The organism is Streptomyces sp. NPDC048185, from assembly GCF_043202495.1.
Taxonomy (GTDB): domain Bacteria; phylum Actinomycetota; class Actinomycetes; order Streptomycetales; family Streptomycetaceae; genus Streptomyces.
Genome location: NZ_JBIDAN010000001.1, coordinates 832695 through 853270 on the forward strand (window position 1 = coordinate 832695; position 20576 = coordinate 853270).

At 72.7% G+C, this 20576-nt stretch carries 14 protein-coding genes; 3 read left to right on the forward strand and 11 right to left on the reverse strand.

Going from position 1 to position 20576, the window contains the following annotated elements:
- Window positions 1-3 precede the first annotated feature (3 nt).
- From ACGF3H_RS03770 to galE, 6 genes are all read right to left on the reverse strand, one after another.
- A complete protein-coding gene (locus ACGF3H_RS03770) occupies window positions 4-1071 on the reverse strand; it encodes a hypothetical protein (RefSeq protein ID WP_362488795.1) in 1068 nt (355 codons plus the stop codon).
- Between the two features lie 85 nt (window positions 1072-1156).
- Complete coding sequence (locus tag ACGF3H_RS03775) at window positions 1157-1726, reverse strand: hypothetical protein (RefSeq protein WP_362488797.1); 570 nt, start codon at window positions 1724-1726, stop codon at window positions 1157-1159.
- Window positions 1727-1857: 131 nt separating this feature from the next.
- Window positions 1858-3144 carry a glutamate-5-semialdehyde dehydrogenase gene (locus tag ACGF3H_RS03780; RefSeq protein WP_362488799.1) on the reverse strand — a complete coding sequence of 429 codons (1287 nt, stop codon included), beginning with the start codon at window positions 3142-3144 and terminating at the stop codon, window positions 1858-1860.
- 72 nt (window positions 3145-3216) lie between these two features.
- Entirely contained in the window at window positions 3217-3756 is a 540-nt protein-coding gene (locus ACGF3H_RS03785) for a hypothetical protein (protein ID WP_393582756.1), read from the reverse strand.
- Between the two features lie 113 nt (window positions 3757-3869).
- Window positions 3870-4973 (reverse strand): glutamate 5-kinase, encoded by a 1104-nt coding sequence (proB, locus tag ACGF3H_RS03790; protein ID WP_362488803.1) that lies wholly within the window; start codon window positions 4971-4973, stop codon window positions 3870-3872.
- A 253-nt stretch (window positions 4974-5226) separates the two neighbouring features.
- Entirely contained in the window at window positions 5227-6198 is a 972-nt protein-coding gene (gene galE / locus ACGF3H_RS03795) for a UDP-glucose 4-epimerase GalE (RefSeq protein WP_362488804.1), read from the reverse strand.
- A gap of 330 nt (window positions 6199-6528) precedes the next feature.
- Between galE and ACGF3H_RS03800 the strand changes: the two genes are divergently transcribed.
- From ACGF3H_RS03800 to ACGF3H_RS03810, 3 genes are read left to right on the forward strand one after another with little or no spacing between them, the layout of a single operon-like run.
- Window positions 6529-8775 carry a bifunctional glycosyltransferase family 2 protein/CDP-glycerol:glycerophosphate glycerophosphotransferase gene (locus ACGF3H_RS03800; protein ID WP_362488806.1) on the forward strand — a complete coding sequence of 749 codons (2247 nt, stop codon included), beginning with the start codon at window positions 6529-6531 and terminating at the stop codon, window positions 8773-8775.
- 18 nt (window positions 8776-8793) lie between these two features.
- Window positions 8794-11667, forward strand: coding sequence for a CDP-glycerol glycerophosphotransferase family protein (locus tag ACGF3H_RS03805; RefSeq protein ID WP_362488808.1), 2874 nt, complete (start codon window positions 8794-8796; stop codon window positions 11665-11667).
- Window positions 11664-12809, forward strand: a complete 1146-nt coding sequence (locus ACGF3H_RS03810; RefSeq protein ID WP_362488810.1) for a glycosyltransferase family 4 protein — start codon at window positions 11664-11666, stop codon at window positions 12807-12809. The genes ACGF3H_RS03805 and ACGF3H_RS03810 overlap by 4 nt, the downstream gene beginning before the upstream one ends.
- Before the next feature lie 109 nt (window positions 12810-12918).
- On the opposite strand, the gene obgE is transcribed toward ACGF3H_RS03810, so the two are convergent.
- From obgE to ACGF3H_RS03835, 5 genes are all read right to left on the reverse strand, one after another.
- Window positions 12919-14355 (reverse strand): GTPase ObgE, encoded by a 1437-nt coding sequence (obgE, locus tag ACGF3H_RS03815; RefSeq protein WP_362488811.1) that lies wholly within the window; start codon window positions 14353-14355, stop codon window positions 12919-12921.
- A gap of 103 nt (window positions 14356-14458) precedes the next feature.
- Entirely contained in the window at window positions 14459-14713 is a 255-nt protein-coding gene (gene rpmA / locus ACGF3H_RS03820) for a 50S ribosomal protein L27 (protein ID WP_003976205.1), read from the reverse strand.
- A 14-nt stretch (window positions 14714-14727) separates the two neighbouring features.
- The gene (rplU, locus tag ACGF3H_RS03825; RefSeq protein WP_004931419.1) at window positions 14728-15048 is read right to left on the reverse strand and encodes a 50S ribosomal protein L21; all 321 of its coding nucleotides are present in this window, start codon (window positions 15046-15048) and stop codon (window positions 14728-14730) included.
- Window positions 15049-15371: 323 nt separating this feature from the next.
- Window positions 15372-19502, reverse strand: a complete 4131-nt coding sequence (locus tag ACGF3H_RS03830; RefSeq protein WP_362488812.1) for an Rne/Rng family ribonuclease — start codon at window positions 19500-19502, stop codon at window positions 15372-15374.
- Between the two features lie 273 nt (window positions 19503-19775).
- Window positions 19776-20555 carry a TIGR03936 family radical SAM-associated protein gene (locus ACGF3H_RS03835; RefSeq protein ID WP_362488814.1) on the reverse strand — a complete coding sequence of 260 codons (780 nt, stop codon included), beginning with the start codon at window positions 20553-20555 and terminating at the stop codon, window positions 19776-19778.
- Window positions 20556-20576: the final 21 nt, after the last annotated feature.

Here is a 20576-nt window from a genome sequence, read left to right on the forward strand (position 1 = left end):
CGCTCAGACCGCCGGCTGGGCGCCCGTCGCCAGGGTGCCGCACAGGGCCGCGGCGCCGCCGGTGCGGTACGGGTCGGTGCCGGCGGGGCCGCCGGCCCTGGCGGCCTGGCCCGCGAGCAGCGGGCGCAGGTGGTTCGCCGAGTCCTCGGCGCACGACAGCGGCCCCGCCTGCACGGAGGAGGCCACCAGCTGGGTCTGGTGCAGGCGCAGGTCGTCCCGGTCGAAGCGGAAGTGCAGCTCGCGCCGGACGGTGAACAGCGAGGCCTCGGCCCGCGCGTCCCCGGCGGGCCGCAGCGCGTAGACGAGGGTGTGGTCGGCGGTGACCTCGAGGGTGGAGGCGTCGCTCTCCGCCACCGTCAGACTGCCCCGCGCCTTGATCTCGTCGCCCGCCAGCTCGGCCCGGGAGGGGTCGAAGCGCACCAGCCACCCGGTGGGCGCGTGCCGGCCGTCGGCCGCGGGGTGGGCGAAGCTCTCGTCGAACTGGCCGAGCTGGTCGGGGTCGAGCAGCACCCGCACCGAGCGGACGTCGTCGCCGCCGAGCACCGCCGGGTCGAGTGCCGAGCGGACGATGTAGTTCTTGGCGGTGGTCAGCGCGTTCAGCACCTGGTCGTCCGAGAAGTGCGCGGTGCGCCGGGCGCCCGGCAGCGGCACGCCCTCGGCCCCCGCCGCGAAGTGGGCGGCCGGGCTGTGCGCGTACAGGTACGCGGGATCGCCCGCGCCGGGGACCTTGCCCCGGGGGGCGAGCGGGACGACGGTCATCCGTACCTGCTCGGTCGGCTGCCGTGCGGCGGGACTCTGGTAGGGGTGCCGTACGCCCATGTAGATCGCGGTGCCGAAGGCGACGGTGATCAGCACGAAGAGGATCAGCACCTGCCGGGACAGGCCGCGGCGCAGCGGCGGGCGGCGGCGCACGGCGGGGGCGTGGTCGGCGATGCGCTCCCGGGCGGAGAACTCCTGGAGGCGGGCAGCGCGGACGAACGACTCGTCGAAGACGACGGATCGGTACTCGTCCTCTCCGCCTCCGGGGGCGCCCTCGGGCGTCCCTCCGGGCGGGTCGCCAGGCCCTGCCATACCTTCAGGGTAGGTCTGCGGAGAGTCGCGTAAACGCGGTGGCGCAGGTCAAGTTGGGACAGGTTCGGGCCGCCGGACCGGCAGGTCAGGGGCTGCGCGGGATCACCGGGACCGGGGGCCCGGAGTAGTCGGCGGAGACCGAGGGGGTCACCCTGCCGCCCCGCTCGGGTCCCGTCGAGGCGGGCGGCGGCACCTGCTCCGGGCTGCTGCCCGAGGATGCGCCGCGGTAGACGGCCGCGAAGGCCAGCGCGACCATGCCGACGCCCATGACCAGGGCGAGCATCCAGGCGACGGGACGGTGCCAGCGGACCTGCTTGCCGGAGGCCGGCGGTGCGCCGTACGGCCGGTCGAGGAGGTCGCGGTCGTCGTCCGGGTCGTCGAGGTCGGGATCATGGCCGAAATCGCCGTACCCGTCGTCGTAGCGCTCGGCCCGGGAACGGCCGCGGCGGGCCGCCTCGGCCTCGGTGGCCGCGGCTCTGGCCTCCGCGGCTGCCAGGAGGCGCTCGACGGCGGTCGGCTCGTGCACCGCGGCCGCCTGTACGAAGGCCTCGTCGAAGACCACGGAGGCGAACTCTTCGTCCGACACCCCGCGGTCGTGTTCGTCGTCGGGCTCCCAGCCGTCAGGGAACGGCCTACCCCCCACGTCCTCCGGCACGGATCCAGAGTAGACCTGGGGGGTCGATTTGGGCAGACGGTGGGGAAATTCATCCGGTGGGTGAGATGCCCCGTTCGGATCAACGGCGCCCGGTGCGGCGCATGCCACTCACATATGCCCCAGGCGTACGCTCAGCGCCGCACGTGCCCGTCGCCGGTGACGATGTACTTGGTGCTGGTCAGCTCCGGCAGGCCCATCGGGCCCCGGGCGTGCAGCTTCTGCGTGGAGATGCCGATCTCCGCGCCGAAGCCGAACTGGCCGCCGTCGGTGAACCGGGTGGAGGTGTTCACGGCGACGGTGGTGGAGTCGACCAGCTGGGTGAAGCGGCGGGCGGCCTGCTGCGAGGTCGTCACGATGGCCTCGGTGTGGCCGGAGGTCCACAGCCGGATGTGCTCGACGGCCTTGTCGAGGGAGTCGACGACCGCCGCGGCGATGTCGTAGGAGAGGTACTCGGTCTCCCAGTCCTCCGGCGTGGCCTCCACCACGGTCGCCTCGGTGTCCTTGGCGTGCGCCATCACCCGCTCGTCGGCGTGCACGGTGACGCCGGCCTCGGCGAGGGCGTCCAACGCGCGGGGCAGGAACTCGGCGGCGATGTCCTGGTGGACGAGGAGGGTCTCGGCCGCGTTGCAGACGCTGACGCGCTGCGCCTTGGAGTTGATCAGGATGTCGACGGCCATGTCGAGGTCGGCCTGCGCGTCGACGTAGACGTGGCAGTTTCCGGTGCCGGTCTCGATGACCGGGACGGTGGACTCCTGGACGACCGTGTTGATCAGCGAGGCGCCGCCGCGCGGGATGAGCACGTCGACCAGGCCGCGGGCCCGCATCAGCTCGCGCACGCTGTCCCGGCTCTCGCCGGGCACCAGCTGCACGGCGTCGGCCGGCAGCCCGGCCCCGCCGACGGCGTCGCGGACGACGCGGACGAGGGCGGTGTTCGACCGGTAGGCGGAGGACGAGCCGCGCAGCAGGACGGCGTTGCCGGACTTCAGGCACAGGGCGGCGGCGTCGACGGTGACGTTGGGCCGGCCCTCGTAGATGATGCCGACCACGCCGAGCGGTACGCGGACCTGGCGCAGGTCGATGCCGTTGGGGAGGGTGGAGCCGCGCACGACCTCGCCGACCGGGTCGGGCAGCGCGACGACGTCCCGCACGTCGGAGGCGATGGCGCGGACCCGCTCCGGGGTCAGCGTGAGCCGGTCGATGAGGGCCTCGCTGGTCCCGGCGGCGCGGGCCTTGGCCACGTCCTCGGCGTTGGCCTCCACGATCTCGCTCGTACGGACCTCCAGCGCGTCCGCGACGGCGAGCAGCGCGTCGTCCTTCGCGGCCCGCGGCAGCGGCGCGAGGTCGGCCGCGGCGGCCTTGGCCCGGTAGGCGGCCCGGGTGACCGGGGACATCGAGTCGTACGGCGAGAGCGTGGTCATGGGGGAAGCGTAGTAGGCCGGACGGGGCCCTTCACCGGCCGTCCCACACCGCGAGACATGCGACGGACGGGGTCAAAACGGGTGAACGCCGACCGGGGTCGCCGGCGCGGGACCGTACCCCGCGGCGATGCGCTGGTGGTAGGTCGACCGGTCGATGACCTCGAGCCCGACGATCTCCCAGGGCGGCAGCCCCGCGGTCTGCCGGTGCTCGCCCCACAGGCGCAGGGCGACGGCCGCGGCGTCGTGCAGGTCGCGGGCCTCCTCCCAGTACCGGATCTCGGCGTGGTCGTCGGCGTACCGGCTGGTCAGCAGGAAGGGGTGGTCGTGGGCGAGCTGCTCCAGGGCGCGGCGCACCTCCGGGAGCGGGGCGCGGGCGCCGGAGACGCTGAGGGTGACGTGCCACAGGCGCGGGGTGTGGGCCGGTTCCTCGCCCCGGTACCGGTCGCCGGCCGCGACGCTCGTGAGGGCGCGTTCCTCGCCGGCCGGGCGGGCGCCGCCGCCACGGGCGCCGGTGGCGCCGCGCGGTCCGGTACCGCCCCGGGAGCCGGTACCACCGCGGGACGCCGGCGTGCCAGGGCGCACTCCGCTCACGACGGCCTCCTTCACGCACACGGCTGGGCCCGGTGGTCGGCCGGGCTTGTCCTGAGGAAAGTTGAGCAGGCCCCAAGAGATCCTGTGCCGGTTTTACGGAACGTCCACCACCGATTCGGGGACGTATCGGCCCATTACGGGTGCAGGATCACCAGATCGTCCCTGTGTACGACCTCGCGTTCGTACGCCGGTCCGAGCTCGCGCGCCAGTTCCCGGGTGGAGCGGCCGATCAGCCGGGGGATCTCCTTGGCGTCGAAGCCGACGAGCCCCCGGGCCACCGCGTGCCCCTCGCCGTTCCGCAGCTCCACCGGGTCGCCCGCGGCGAACTCGCCCTCGACGCCGGCGATGCCGGCCGGCAGCAGCGACTTGCGGCCCTGCACGACCGCGCGCACCGCTCCGTCGTCGAGCACGAGCGCGCCGCGCGGGGCGGAGGCGTGCTGGAGCCACAGCAGCCGGTCGGTGGAGCGCTTGCCGGTGGCGTGGAAATAGGTGCCGGTGTCCCCGCCGGCCAGGGCGTCGGCGGCGTGGACCGCGCTGGTCAGCACCACGGGGATGCCGGCGGCGGCGGCGATCCGGGCCGCCTCGACCTTGGTGACCATGCCGCCGGTGCCGACCCCGGCCTTGCCGGCGCTGCCGATCTCGACGTCGGCGAGGTCGGCCGGGCCCCGCACCTCCGCTATCCGCGAGGTGCCCGGTCTGCTCGGGTCGCCGTCGTAGACGCCGTCGACGTCGGACAGCAGCACCAGCAGGTCGGCGCGGACCAGGTGGGCGACGAGGGCGGCGAGCCGGTCGTTGTCGCCGAAGCGGATCTCGTCGGTGGCGACGGTGTCGTTCTCGTTGACGATCGGGAAGGCACCCATCGCGAGGAGCTTGTCGAGGGTGCGGGAGGCGTTGCGGTGCTGGGAGCGGCGGCTCATGTCGTCGGTCGTCAGGAGCACCTGGCCGACGCGGACGCCGTAGCGGGCGAAGGAGGCGGTGTAGCGGGCCACCAGCAGGCCCTGTCCGACGCTGGCGGCGGCCTGCTGCCGGGCCAGGTCCCTCGGGCGGCGGCGCAGGCCCAACGGGGCGAGGCCGGCTGCGATGGCACCGGAGGAGACGAGGACGACCTCCTTGTCGGCGCCCCGCACCTTGGCGAGGACGTCGACGAGCGCGTCGACGCGGTCGGCGTCCAGGCCGCCCGCCGCTGTGGTCAGCGAGGAGGAACCGACCTTGACGACGATCCTGCGGGCCTCGCCCACGGCTTGCCTTGCCCCTGCCACTGTGCCGTCCGCCCTCTCGCGTCCGCGGCGCCGGTTCGGACGCCCGCCAGGCAATCTACGCGAAGCGGATCGCCCGCCGCGCCCCGGTCCAGGCTCCGGACAGCCCCCCGCGACACCCGGCCGGGACGGCACACCGCGCGCCGCGAACGGGAGGCCGGCACACCCCGCACGCGCGCGACCGGACGAACCCCCGGCGCGGGAAGCCGCCGCCGCCCGGAGGCGCCCCGCACGCTCAGCCGTGCCGGTGGCGCCAGCCCTGCCAGGCGGACTCGATCATGTCGTCCAGGTCGTGACGGGCGGTCCAGCCCAGCTCCTCCCGGGCACGGTCGGCCGAGGCCACGACGCGGGCCGGGTCGCCGGGCCTGCGCTCCGTCACCAGGGGGGCGACGTCCTCCCGGCCGGCGACCTTGAGGATGCGGTCCACCATCTCCTGGACCGAACTGCCCTCGCCGCGCCCGATGTTGAGGGTGAGCGCCGTGCCCTGCGGGGCGTCCGTCAGGCGCCGGGCGGCCGCGAGGTGCGCGGAGGCGATGTCCTGGACGTGGATGTAGTCCCGGACGCAGGTGCCGTCGGGCGTGGCGTAGTCGTCACCGAAGACGCGCGGGGCCTCGCCCGCCTCCAGGCGCTCGAAGACCATGGGGATCAGGTTGTAGACGCCGGTGTCGGCCAGCTCGGGACCGGCCGCGCCGGCCACGTTGAAGTAGCGCAGGCTGGCGGTGCGGATGCCGTGGGCCCGGGCGGTGGCGTTGATCAGCCACTCGCCGACCAGCTTGCTCTCGCCGTAGGGGCTCATCGGCAGACAGGGCGTGTCCTCGGTGACGAGGTCCACGTCCGGCATGCCGTACACCGCGGCCGACGAGGAGAAGACGAGACGGTCGGCGCCGCAGGACGTCATGGCCTCCAGCAGCGTCTGCAGACCCGTGACGTTCTCGCGGTAGTAGTGGAGCGGCTGCTCGACCGACTCCCCCACCTGCTTCTTGGCCGCGATGTGCACCACACCGGTCACGGCGTGGTCGCGCATCGTGCTCTCCAGGAGGGGAGCGTCCAGCACGCTGCCGACCACCAGCGGCACTCCGGTGGGTACCCGCTCGGCGGAACCGGTGGACAGGTCGTCGTACACGACCACGCTCTCGCCGCCTTCGACCAGCGCACGCACCACATGCGCACCGATGTATCCGGCTCCGCCCGTGACCAGCCAGCTCATCCTCATGCCTCCCTGATTTCCGTCTCGAGATGCAGACTCGTCCGTGCGCAACGGAAAATCGAGTCGGGCACAAAGGACAGTAGCGAGGAAAGGGTGCATACAAACCGAACGTGAGGAAGTTCAAACCTGACACCGACCGGCCGGACCACCCCGCCGCCGCCCCGCATTCCGTGCGGTGCGCGGCCCACGTCGGCAGACCACCGTGCCCACGGAAACTTCATGTGAATCCTTTACGCTGATGCGGCGGCGCGCTCGGGCCACCGACGCCCGGAGCGCGCTCCGGCCCCAGCCCGCGCTCCCGTGGTCCAGTCTCCGGAACAGGTTGTAAGGATGCCCAAGCTCTCTCTCGTCGTTCCCGTGTACAAGGTGCGGGGGTATCTCCCCGAGTGCCTCGACTCCGTGCTGGGGCAGGACTACACGGACTTCGAGATCGTCGCGGTCGACGACTGCTCGCCGGACGGATCGGGCGCCATCCTCGACGAATACGCGCAACGCGACGACCGCATTCATGTGATTCATCTCACGGAGAATGTCGGCCTGGGACGCGCGCGCAACGCGGGACTGGAAAAGGCGCGGGGCGAATACGTGCTCTTCCTGGACAGCGACGACACGCTGTCCGACGGAGCCCTCAAGGCCATTGCGGACCGTCTCGAGGCCACCGGGAATCCCGAGATCCTGGTCTACGACTACGCCCGCACCTACTGGGACGGCAGCGTCCGCCGCAACGCGCGGGCGGACCTGCTGGCGCAGGACGGCCCCGGCAGCTTCTCCCTCGCCGACCGCCCCCACCTGCTCGACCTGCTGCAGATCGTCTGGAACAAGGCGTACCGCCGCGACTTCGTCACCCGGTCCGGCTTCACCTTCCCGCCCGGGTACTACGAGGACGCCCCCTGGACGTTCTCCTCGATGATCACCGCCGAGCGGATCGCCGTACTGGACCGGGTCTGCGTCTTCTACCGGCAGCGCCGCGAGGGCGGCAACATCCTCAAGACGGTCAGCCGCAAGCACTTCGACGTCTTCGAGCAGTACCGGCGCGTCTTCGACTTCCTCGACGCGCACCCGGAACTCGACCGGTGGCGCGGGCCGTTGTTCCGCAAGATGGTCGACCACTACCTGACCATCCTGGAGCGTCCGGGCCGGCTGCCGCGTGACGCCCGTGCGGAGTTCTTCCACCAGGCCGCCGCCGACTACCGCGCGCGCCTGCCCCGGGGCTTCGAGCCGCCGGCCGGCCGTCGCCGTCACAAGTACATGCTGCTGCAGCGCGACACGTATCCGGTCATGGCGAGCGCGCTGACCGCGCTGCGGGTGCGCCAGAGCGTCCGCGGCCGCACGCGCCGCACGCTCACCCGGTCCAAGCGCGGCGCGATGGACGTCTTCCACCGGTCGCAGCTGCGACTGCCGCTCGACGAGAACCTCGCGGTCTTCTCCGCCTACTGGAGCCGCAGCGTCTCCTGCAACCCCGCGGCCATCGACGCCGAACTGGGCCGTCTGGCCCCGCACATCCGCCGGGTGTGGGCCGTGCGGCCGGACGCGGTGAAGCAGGTGCCCGAGGGCGTGGAGTACGTACGGGTGGGCTCACGGGCCTACTGGGCCGCCGTGGCGCGCGCCAAGTACCTCGTCAACAACGTGAACTTCGGCGACTCGGTGGTGAAGCGGGAGGGCCAGATCCATGTGCAGACCCACCACGGCACCCCGCTCAAGACCATGGGCCTGGACCAGCAGAAGTACCCGGCGTCCACCAAGATGGACTTCGCCAAGCTCCTGAAGCGCTGCGACCGCTGGGACTTCAGCATCAGCTCCAACCGTTTCTCGACCAGCGTGTGGGAGCGGGTCTACCCCAGCGCGTACACCACGCTGGAGACCGGCTACCCGCGCAACGACATCCTGCTCACCGCCGGTGCCGACGACGTGCGCGCGGCCCGCGAGGAGCTGGGGCTGCGCGAGGGCACCACGGCGTTCCTCTACGCGCCCACGCACCGCGAGTACCAGAGCGGGTTCGTGCCCCGCCTGGACCTGGAGCGGCTGGCCGAACGGCTGGGGCCGGACGTCACTCTGCTGGTGCGGGGCCACTACTTCTACGGCGGGTCCTCCCGGCTCGCCGAGCTGCAGTCCGCCGGACGGATCGTCGACGTGTCGGCGCACCCGTCGGTGGAGCGGCTGTACCTCGCCTCCGACGGCCTGATCACCGACTACTCGTCGGCCATGTTCGACTACGCCAACCTGGACCGTCCCATAGTCGTCTTCGCCGACGACTGGGACACCTACTCCGTGGTCCGCGGTACCTACTTCGACGTGCTGCGGCAGCCTCCGGGTGCCGTCGCCACGACGCAGGAGGAACTGACCGACCTGCTCTGCTCCGAGGGCTGGCGCGACGCCCGGGCCACCGAGGCCCGGTCCCGTTTCCGGCAACGATTCTGTGACTTCGACGACGGGCACGCAGCCGAACGCGTAGTCCGGCACGTCTTCCTCGGTGAGCCGCTCGCAGACCTGCCGCCGATCGTGCCGTTGGACGAGCGGGTGCCTGCTCCGTCACCCGGCCCGGACGTCGCCGCGTCCGACCCGATATCCGTTCTTTAACCAGAGGTAGCTGCTGCTGTGTCCCAGCGCCACGACAGAACGCCCGACATCAGTGTCGTCGTCATCGTCTACAACGACGCGGACCGTCTTCCGACCGCGGTGCAGTCGGTCCTCGACCAAACCCTGCAGAACGTCGAGGTCATCGTCGCCGACGACCACTCCACCGACGGCTCCTTCGAGGTCGCGCAGCGGCTGGCGGCCGCCTCCGACCGGGTGCGGGCCATCCAGCTGGCCGAGAACAGCGGCGGCTGCGGCGAGCCCCGCAACCAGGGCATCGCCATCGCGCGCGGCCGTTATGTGATGTTCCTCGACAGTGACGACACTCTCGAGGTGAACGCCTGCCGCAACATGCTGGACGCCGCCGAGCGCACCGGCGCGGACCTCGTGTCCGGCCTGTGCCTGCGCGTCCACACCGACAGCCGGACGGGCAAGACGGCCAAGTGGTACCAGTGGCTGTACCGGCAGACCCGCACCTTCGACTCGATCGCGGAGATCCCGGACCTCCTGGTCTTCGACACGCTGTCCACGAACAAGTGCTACCGGCGCGAGTTCCTCGTCGAGAGCGGCCTGACCTTCCCCCGTGGCATCCACTACGAGGACCTGCTCTTCTCCGCCCAGGCGTACCTGGCCGCGTCGCGGATCACCCTGATCCCGAACACGGTCTACCACTGGAACGTCGTCGAGAAGACCGAAGAGAAGTCGATCAGCAACCGCCGGCACGAGATCAACAACTTCGCCGACCGGCTGGAGATCCACCGCAGGATCGACCGCATCCTCGCCGAGCAGGGCCACGACGAGCTGAAGCTGCACAAGGACACGAAGTTCCTCAAGCACGACCTGATCCTCTACCTCCGGGACCTGCCCTTCCTGGACGACGACTACCGGCACCACTTCGCCGAGATGGCCAACGGCTACATCAAGGACTTCCCCGAGGAGGCCTACGCGGAGCTGTCCCCGATCCACCGGCTCTGTGCCTACCTGCTGCTGCAGGAGGACTGGGAACACCTCATGCCGGCCATCGACACGCTCATCAACAAGAACAAGGTCTCCAGCCCGCTGCTGGAGCGCGACGGCCGCGTCTACTGGTGCGCGGAGCACCTGGACGACCCGATGGGCCGCGCCGTGCTCGACGTGACCGACCTCGGTTACCACGCCAGGCCGGTGCAGCGTCTCAGCCTGCGCAACGCGGTGACCCGGTACGCGGAGCAGCCCGCCGGGGTGACCCTCGCGGGTGCCCTGGTCAACCCGCTCGGCGTGATCCCTCCCGGTGCCCGTCTGGAGGCGGAGCTGGAGTTCCGCGCCCGCCGCAAGAGCCTGCAGTCGTTCAGCTTCCCGGTGGGGACGCTGCGCCACGACGGCGACTCCGTCACCTGGCAGGCCACGGTGCCGCTGGCGAGCAAGCTGCGCCCCGTGGGCATCGTCGACGACGTGTGGGACGTGCGCATGCACCTCACGGTCGACGGCGAGCGCACCACGAGCCGGCTCACCGTCGGCCGCACCGACCTGGAGGGCGCGGGCGAGATCCGCATCCGGCCCCGGCTGGGCCGCATGATGGCCGACCGCATCCGGCCGCACGCCTCGGCCAACGGCCACCTCGCCTTCCGGCTGGCCCAGCACGGGCGGCTCGCGCAGCGCACGTCGACGCTCGTGCAGCGCAACATGCAGAGCCCGCCCGCCCAGGTGGCGAAGAAGGTGGTGCGCAAGGTCGCCTCGGTGCGCAAGGACCTCAACTCGGGCCCGCGCAAGATCGAGACCTTCGAGCGCATGATCCGCGTGCTGCCCGTGCGCAAGGGCACCGTCGTCTTCGAGAGCCACCTCGGCAAGCAGTACAGCGACAGCCCCCGCGCCATCTACGAGGAGCTGCGCCGCCGCGGTGTGCCGATCAAGCCCATCTGGTCGTACGCGGGCAGCCGCCCCACCGGTTTCCCGCAGGACGCGGAGCTGGTGCGCCGCTGGTCGTGGCCGTACCTCAGGGCGCTGGCGCAGGCCGAGTTCTGGATCGACAACCAGGGTTTCCCGCTGAAGCTCAGCAAGCGGCCGGAGACGACGTACATCCAGACGTGGCACGGCTCCGCGCTCAAGCGCATGGGCTTCGACGAGCCGCAGTACCGGATCATGCCCGAGCACGAGCAGCAGGCCTACCAGCGGGCGATCGACCGCTTCGACCACTTCGTGGTGCGCGGCAAGCACGACGAGAAGACGCTGGCCCGGGCCTACCGGATCCCCGAGGAGAAGCTGCTGCGCACGGGCTACCCGCGCAACGACGCCCTGGTGCGGGCTCGTGAGTCGGCGACCGTCGACCCGGCCGCGGAGGAGCTCGCCGAGCGGCTGGGCATCCGGCGCGACCTGCCGGTCGTCCTCTACGCGCCGACGTTCCGGGCGCAGGGCGGCAAGGTCCGCAAGTTCGAGTTCCCGTTCGACGTCGAGGAGTTCGCGGACCGCTTCGGTGACCGGTTCACCCTGCTCATCCGCACCCACTACCTCAACAACGTCACGCTGCCGCCGTCGGTCGCCGGCCGGGTGATCAACGTCAGCGAGGAACCCGACATCACCCCGGTCATGCTGCTGTCGGACGTGCTGATCACGGACTACTCGTCGGTGATGTTCGACTACGCCCTCCTCCAGCGGCCCATGGTGTTCTTCACCTACGACTGGGAGGAGTACGTGGAGAACAGCCGCGGCACCTACTTCGACCTGTCCGAGCAGGCTCCCGGGCCGCTGGCGGGCACGGCGGAGGAACTCTTCGACGTGCTGTCCGACCTGGACGCCCTCGCGTCAGGCTGCGAGGGACGGATCAAGGAATTCATGACGCAGTACGGTGAGTACGACCGGGGCGACGCCGCCGCCCGGATCGTCGACCGCTTCTTCGGTCCCGAGGGAGAAGCCCGATGACCAAGCGCGACATCATCTTCGTGGCCAACGAGGTCAACGAACTCGGCGGCGTGGCCCGCTGGCAGGCGCTGATGGCCCGGCTGCTCGCCGAGCGCGGGCACCGCGTGACCATCGTGGGCATCGCCCCGCCCGAGGTGCCGATGGACCTCGGGGACAACCCTCCCTTCGACACGGTGACGCTCTACGAGGAGCGCCCGCCGGGCCGCTGGCAGGCCCGCAACCTCCGTGACCGGGCCAACCTCGCGGCCCGGCGCCGGGAGGCCGCCCGTGAGGCGGGCATGCGGGAGGCGACCGAGCGGCTGTCGCGCCTCTTCCGGGCCGCCCGCCCGGGCGCCATGATCGTCGTGACCCAGGTGTGGGCCATGGAGTGGGTGGCCGTCGCCGACACCGCCGGTCACCCGGTGATCGGCATGAGCCACGAGTCCTTCGAGTACTCCAAGGGCTCTTCCCGCTTCGGTCGCGTCCAGAAGTACTACAAGGACGTGGACCGGCTGCTCCTGCTGACCCAGGAGGACGCCGACCTGTGGGTGGGCCGCGGCCTGAACAACGTGGGCTTCATGCCGAACCCGCTGCCGATGATGCCCGACACGCCTTCCCGGCGCACCGAGAAGGTGGTCGCGAGCATCGGCCGCCTCGGTCACCAGAAGGGCATCGACATGCTGCTCGACACCTGGGCCGAGGCGGCGCCCAAGCACCCCGGGTGGCGGCTGCGCATCTACGGTTCCGGGCCCGACGAGCAGGCCCTGAAGCGGCAGTGCACGGAGCTCGGCCTGGACGGCTCGGTGGAGTGGGCCGGCCAGACCGACGACGTCGTGGCCGCGCTGCACGGGGCCTCCGTGTTCGTCCAGTCCTCCCGCGGCGAGGGCTTCCCGCTGGCCCTGCTCGAGGCGATGGCCTGCGCGGTGCCCTGTGCCGCCTTCGACTGCGCCCCCGGTGTCCGCCAGATCGTCCAGGACGGGGAGGACGGGCTCCTCGCCCGGCCCGGCAACACCACGGAGCTGGCGCGGCAGCTGGGCCGGCTGATGGAGGACGCCGAGCTGCGGGACACGATGGGCGAGAAGGCGCGGGCCAACGTGCAGCGCTACTCGCCGTCGGCCATCACCGATCAGTGGGAGGAGCTGTTCGCGTTCCTGGAGCGCTGAGCAGCCGCCCGTACGGCCGTACGACACAGGAGGCGAGGACCGGGCCGGTCCTCGCCTCCTGTGTCGTGTGCGCGCTTTGCCGGACGCGCGGGTCGGACGGGCGCGTCCGTCAGAACGGCTCGAAGCCGTCGAACTCGCGCTGCGCCTCGTCGCGTTCGGCGTCCCGGTCCCGGCGCCGCTGGGCGGCGGGGCGGGGTGCCTCGAAGCGGTGGTCCTCGCCGCGGCGGCCGAGCATCTCGGCGCCCGCCGTCATCGACGGCTCCCAGTCGAACACGACCGCGTTGTCCTCGGGGCCGATGGCCACGCCGTCGCCGCGGCGGGCACCCGCCTTGACCAACCGCTCCTCGACACCGAGGCGGTTGAGCCGGTCGGAGAGGTAGCCGACGGCCTCGTCGTTGTTGAAGTCGGTCTGGCGCACCCAGCGTTCGGGCTTCTCGCCGCGCACCCGGAACAGTCCGTCCTCCTCGCGGGTGACGGTGAAGCCCGCGTCGTCCACGGCCTTGGGCCGGATGACGATGCGCGTGGCCTCCTCCTTCGGCCGGGCGGCACGCGCCCTCGCCACCAGCTCGGCCAGCGCGAAGGACAGCTCCCGCAGCCCGATGTGGGCCACCGCCGACACCTCGAAGACCCGGTAGCCGCGCGCCTCGAGGTCCGGCCGGACCATCTCGGCGAGGTCCTTGCCGTCGGGCACGTCGATCTTGTTGAGGACGACGATGCGGGGCCGGTTGTCGAGGCCGCCGTACTCGCGCAGCTCCGCCTCGATGATGTCCAGGTCGGAGACCGGGTCTCGGTCGGACTCCAGCGTCGCCGTGTCCAGGACGTGCACCAGCACGCTGCACCGCTCCACGTGCCGCAGGAACTCCAGGCCGAGGCCCTTGCCCTGGCTGGCGCCGGGGATGAGTCCGGGGACGTCCGCGATGGTGTAGACGGTCTCGCCGGCCGTCACCACGCCCAGGTTCGGCACGAGCGTCGTGAAGGGGTAGTCGGCGATCTTCGGCTTGGCCGCGCTGAGCACGGAGATCAGCGAGGACTTGCCGGCGCTCGGGTAGCCGACCAGCGCCACGTCGGCGACGGTCTTCAGCTCCAGGTGGATGTCCTGGAGGTCGCCGGGCTCGCCGAGCAGCGCGAAGCCGGGGGCCTTGCGGCGGGCGGAGGCCAGCGCCGCGTTGCCGAGGCCGCCGCGACCGCCCTGGGCCGCGACGTAGGACGTGCCGTGGCCGACCAGGTCGGCGAGGACGTTGCCCGCCCGGTCGAGGACCACCGTGCCGTCGGGCACGGGCAGGACGAGGTCCTGGCCGTCCTTGCCGGAGCGGTTGCCGCCTTCGCCGGGCTTGCCGTTGGTGGCCTTGCGGTGCGGGGAGTGGTGGTAGTCGAGGAGCGTGGTCACCGACTGGTCCACGGTGAGGATCACGTCGCCGCCACGGCCGCCGTTGCCGCCGTCCGGTCCGCCGAGCGGCTTGAACTTCTCACGGTGGACGGAGGCACAGCCGTGGCCTCCGTTACCCGCGGCGACATGCAGCTCGACGCGGTCCACGAAGGTGGTCATGGAATGTGCCTCCAGTTACTACGGGGTTGTCTCTTGGGTAACACGCGAAAGGCGGACCCGCTTCCCGTCCGGGAAGTGAGGTCCGCCTCGCGCAAGTGTCCGATCAGGCGACCGGAACGATGTTCACGACCTTGCGGCCACGGTGGGTGCCGAACTGCACCGCACCGGCCTGCAGCGCGAACAGCGTGTCGTCGCCGCCACGGCCGACGCCCGCACCCGGGTGGAAGTGGGTGCCGCGCTGGCGGACCAGGATCTCGCCCGCGTTGACGGCCTGACCACCGAAGCGCTTCACGCCGAGGCGCTGAGCGTTGGAGTCACGACCGTTACGGGTGGACGATGCGCCCTTCTTGTGTGCCATCTCTCCTCAGTCCCTTACTTCGCAGCCGCGGGGATCTCAGTGACCTTGATCGCCGTGTACTGCTGGCGGTGGCCCTGACGACGGCGGTAGCCGGTCTTGTTCTTGTAGCGCAGAATGTCGATCTTCTGGCCCTTGTGGTGGTCCACGACCTCGGCCTGGACCTTGATGCCGGCCAGCACCCACGGGTCGCTGGTCACAGCGTCGCCGTCGACCACGAGCAGGGTCGAGAGCTCGACCGTGTCGCCGACCTTGGCGGTGGAAATCTTGTCAACCTCAACGATGTCGCCGACAGCAACCTTGTGCTGGCGGCCACCGCTGCGCACGATGGCGTACACGCGGATCTCACTCTCTCGCTCGGGAACGGCACCCCCGCAGTCCAGCCGCCCGGCGGCACGCCGGAGCCGGCCTCTCCCGGTCGTGGCCGGTCACGGCCGCATCCGGAAGGAAGAGGTTTACGGGGATGTGACGCGTCAGTCGACACGCCGACGGTCAAGATTACGGGGACACGCGACAGGGGTCAAACCGGGCCCCCGGCCACCGGCGCGGGGCCGCCGGACGGCCGGCCCGCGAGGCCCGTGGACGCCGTGACAGGCCCCCGCACAGGCGTGTGGCCCCGCCCGGAGGGGCAGGGCCACACGTGGTGCAACAGGGACCGGGATCAGCCCTCGTCGGTGGCGGCCGTGACCGAGGACGGCGCCGCCTGCTCGGCCGCCGCGGTCTTCTTCGACGCCGTCTTCTTGGTCGTGGCCTTCTTGGCGGTCGTCGTCTTGGCCGCCTTCTTGGCCGTGGCCTTCTTCGCGGTCGTCGTCTTCTTGGCCGCGGTCTTCTTGGTGGCGGCCTTCTTCGCCGTCGCCTTCTTGGCCGTCTTGCGGGCCGCCGCCTTCTTGGCCGGCGCGGACTCGTCGCCGGACGCGTCCACGGCCTGCGCCTCGGCCGCCTCGGGCTCCGCCTGCGTCTCCGCCTCCGCCGGGGCCGACGGGACGACCACGACGGCCGCCTCCTCGGACGCGGTCGAGGTGGTGGGCTTGCGCACCGCCCGACGGCGCGGACGGGCCGGCGCGGCGCTCTCGGCGGCCGGCGCGGCCTCCTCGGCCGCCGGTGCCTCGGCCGGTGCCTGCGGCGCCGGCTCGGGCTGCGCGGTCTCGGGGACCGTCAGCACGGCGGCCTCGGCACCCGCGGGCGAGCCGGCCGGTGCGGACACCTTCCGGGTGGCCCGACGGCGCGTACGGCCCTTGGGCGCCGCCTCGTCGGCGGCCGGAGCCTCCTCCGGGGCGGCCGGGGCCGTGGCGCCGGACACCGCGTCCTCGACGGCCGCGGGCTCGGCCAGCACCTCGGCGGCCGGCTCGTGCACGACCGGGCGCTCGATCTCCTCCGCGACCGTGACGTCCTGCGCGGTCGGCGCCGGCGCCTCGGCCTGCGCGGCTTCGCCCTTCGGCGCCTTCGGGGCACCCGCCGGGGCGGACGCCCGCCGGCTCGCCCGACGCCGGCCACGACCGCGCGTGGCGGCGGCCTCGGCCTCGGCGGCGCTGCTGTACAGCTCCTCGTCCGGGGTGAACTCGGGCGCCGGCAGCGATACCGGCTCGGCCACCTCGGCGGCGACCTCGGACTCGGACTCGGTGTCCGCCTCCTGCTCCGCCGTCGGCGCCGTCTCGATGCCGGCCACGGCCTCGTGGTCGTGCTCACCGGCACCCGCACGCGCCCGCTTGCGGCGCTTGCCTCCGCCGCCGGCGGCGGAGGACGGCTGGTCGAGGTGGACGATGACGCCACGGCCGTTGCAGTGGACGCAGGTCTCCGAGAACGACTCCAGCAGGCCCTGGCCGACCCGCTTGCGGGTCATCTGCACCAGGCCCAGCGAGGTCACCTCGGCGACCTGGTGCTTGGTCCGGTCCCGGCCCAGGCACTCCAGCAGGCGCCGCAGCACCAGGTCCCGGTTGGACTCCAGCACCATGTCGATGAAGTCGATGACGATGATGCCGCCGAGGTCGCGCAGCCTCAGCTGGCGCACGATCTCCTCGGCCGCCTCCAGGTTGTTCCTGGTGACCGTCTCCTCGAGGTTGCCGCCCTGACCGGTGAACTTGCCGGTGTTGACGTCGACGACGACCATCGCCTCGGTCCGGTCGATCACCAGCGAACCGCCGCTGGGCAGCCAGACCTTGCGGTCCAGCGCCTTGGCGAGCTGCTCGTCGATCCGGTAGGTGGCGAAGACGTCGACCTCGGAGGTCCACCTGGACAGCCGGTCGGCGAGGTCCGGGGCCACGTGGGACACGTAACCGTGGATGGTCTGCCAGGCGTCGTCGCCGCTGACGACGACCTTGGAGAAGTCCTCGTTGAAGATGTCCCGCACGACCCGGACGGTCATGTCCGGCTCGCCGTACAGCAGCGTCGGCGCGTTGCCGTTCTTGGCCTTCTTCTGGATCTCCTCCCACTGCGCCTGGAGCCGCTCGACGTCGCGGCGCAGCTCGTCCTCGCTGGCGCCCTCGGCCGCGGTGCGCACGATGACGCCCGCGTCCTCGGGGACGATCCGCTTGAGGATGGTCTTCAGCCGGGACCGCTCGGTGTCGGGCAGCTTGCGGCTGATGCCGGTCATCGAGCCCTCGGGCACGTAGACCAGGTAGCGGCCGGGGAGGGAGACCTGGCTGGTCAGGCGGGCGCCCTTGTGGCCGATCGGGTCCTTGGTGACCTGCACGAGGACGGACTGGCCGGACTTGAGGGCGGACTCGATGCGGCGGGGGCCGTGGCCCATGCCCAGCGCCTCGAAGTTGACCTCACCGGCGTACAGGACGGCGTTGCGGCCCTTGCCGATGTCGATGAAGGCGGCCTCCATCGACGGCAGCACGTTCTGCACCTTGCCGAGGTAGACGTTGCCGACGTACGAGGTGGCCTGCTCCTTGTTGACGTAGTGCTCGACGAGCACCCCGTCCTCGAGGACGCCGATCTGCGTGCGCTCGCCGTGCTGGCGGACGACCATGACGCGCTCGACGGCCTCGCGGCGGGCCAGGAACTCGGCCTCGGTGATGATCGGCACGCGCCGGCGGCCCTGCTCGCGGCCCTCGCGGCGGCGCTGCTTCTTGGCCTCCAGGCGGGTGGAGCCCTTGATGGACTGCACCTCGTCGGACGGCTCGCTCTTCTCCCGCGCGGGGCGCGGCTCGCGGACCTTGACGACGGTGCGCTCGGGGTCGTCGGAGGACGTGTCGGCCTCGCCGGAGGCGTCCCCGGCGCGGCGGCGACGGCGACGGCGGCGACGGCTGCTGCTGGAGCCGGCGTTCTCGCCGGTGGCGTCCTCGCCCTCCTCGGCGTCCTCCTCCGCCTGCTCGGCGGTGTCCTCGGCGTCCTGGGCGGCCTGCTCGGCGGCGGTGTGCTCGCCGTCCTCGTCCGTGGACTCGTCGGAGCCCTCGGCCAGGTCGCCCCGGCGACGGCGGCGGCCGCCCCGGCGACGACGGCGACGCGAGCCGTACTCCTCGGAGCCCTCGGCGTCGTCACCGTGGTCGTCGCCCGCCTCGTCGCCCTCGGTCTCGGCGTCGGCGTCCGGCTCCTCGGCGGCGGCCCGGGCGGGCGTGCGGTCCTCGGTGGTCTCCTCCGGGCCCGCGGTACGGCGCCGGCGGCGGCGACGCGACCCGGCGGTCTCCTCCGGGAACTCCTCGGCCTCGGTCTCCCGGGCCGTCTGCTCGGGCTCGGCCTCGGCGGCCTCGGCGGCGGCCTCCGCCGCGGCCCGCTCGGGCGTCTGGAACCTGGGCTCCGCGAACACGGGCGCCTGGAACACGGCGACGGCCGGACGCGCCGGACGCTTCGGGGCGTCCGCCTCGTCGGACCCGGCGGCGCTCCGCGCGGGCTCGGCGAAGCCACCGGCGGCCTTGCGGGCGGACCGGCGACGCGCACGGCGCGGAGCGGCCTCCTCGACGGGCGCGGCGGGCTCGGCGCTCCGGGCGGCTTCGGGGGCGGCGGTGTCCGGGGCGGCGGCCTGCGCGGGCTCGCCCGAGTCCTCGGCCGCGGTCTCGGCCGGCTCGGCGGCCGCGGGCTCACCGGCGGGGGCGGACACACGCCGCGTGGCACGCCGGCGCGTACGCCGCGGGGCGGCGTCCTCGGCGGCCTCTTCCACGGGGGCGGCGGCGGCCGGAGCGGTCTCGGGGGCCGCAGCAGCCTCACCGGCCTCGGTCGCGGGCTCGGCCGGCTCGGCGGCCGCGGGCTCACCGGCGGGAGCGGACACACGCCGCGTGGCACGCCGGCGCGTACGCCGCGGAGCGGCGTCCTCGGCGCTCTCGGCGGCCTCCTCCACGGGGGCGGGCTCCGGGGTCGCGACGGGGGTCTCCGCCTCGGGGGCGGGCGCGTCGGCGGTGGGCGAGGTCACCGTGCGGGTGGCACGGCGACGGGTACGGCGGGGAGCGGCGTCCCCGGTGGTGTCGGTGGCGGCGGGCTCCGGCTCGGCCGGCGTCTCGGCGGCGGGCGCGACGGGAACGACGGTCTCGGCCGCCTCGGCCGCCTCGGCCGAGGCCGGGGACCCGGCGGGCGCGGAGGCACGGCGCACGGCACGGCGGCGCGGACGGCCGGCGGACCGCGGCTCCGCGACTGTTTCGGGCGTCTCGGCGGCTGCCTCTTCCGGCTCCTCGGCCGCGGCGGGCGTCTCGGCCGGCGTGACGGTCCCGGCCTCCGGGCCGGAGGCGCCGGACGGCGGTCCCGCCGGGCGGGACGCGGCCCTGCGCCGACGACGCGGCGGCAGGGTGTCGCTGGGGGTGTTCGGCTCGGAGTCCGTCGAGGACGTCGCGGACTCTGCGGATTCGGTCGGTTCGAGCATGCGGGGGTTTCTCCCGTCAGGCTCCCGGGCGCCGCACCCGGTCCGGGATCGACCGTGTCGACCGCCGGTGACGTCCGCGGCTCGCGCGATGCGCGTCGCCGCCGTCCGGGGCGCGGGCGCCGCTCGGGAGCTCTCCGTGTCTTGTCTCGCCGGTTCCGTACCCCTTGTCGTGCACGGCCTGGCGAAAGTCTTGTGGTCGGTGCGCTGCCCGACCCAGGTGGCTCCCGAGTTCGAGGGCGGCGCTACGACGCTCGTCCTTGTGCGGGACCTTCCTTACGCCGACGCCTTCGCGGCGGCAGCAGCGGCGGCCGGTTGCGGCTCGGGCGTTGCTGCCTCGCGGTCGGGCGCGAGCGGGTCGGTCACCGCGCCGGTCTCTTCATCGAACAGCCCCTGCGCCAGCCTGGTCACCGCTGCGGGGACCGGCGGCGCCAGGTCGGCCACGGCGCGGAGACCGGACAGGACGTCGTCGGGTCGTACGGCAGGCGTCACGTGCCGAACAACCAGCCGCAGTATCGCACAGGGCCGGTCGGTCGGCCTATCAGCCGGCGTATCACGGGTGGTGGTCGCGTTCTCGAGGGTCACGACGGCGGAGCGTGCGTCGAAGGTACGGACGCCGTTCTTGGTCCGGCGCTGGACCTCGACGGTCCCGGCCGAGGTGAAGGCCGCCACGGCGCGCTCGGCGTCGGCGGACTCCACGCCGTCCAGCCGCAGCTCCCACACGGAAGCCGTCAGCCGGTCGGCGAGCCCGGAGGTACGGGCCTCGACCGCCTCGACGACGTCGAGCCCGGCGGGCAGCGACTCGTCGAGGAGCAGCCTCAACTGCTCCGGGTCACGCGCCTCGGTGAGCGCGATCTCCAGGTATTCCGCTTCACTGCCCGTGCCGGTGGGTGCGGCATTGGCGTACGACACCTTCGGGTGCGGGGTGAACCCCGCCGAGTACGCCATGGGCACCTCGGCGCGGCGCAGCGCACGCTCGAAGGCGCGCTGGAAGTCACGGTGGCTGGTGAACCGGAGGCGGCCGCGCTTGGTGTAACGCAGTCGGATGCGCTGCACCGCGGGTACGGGCGGCGGGCC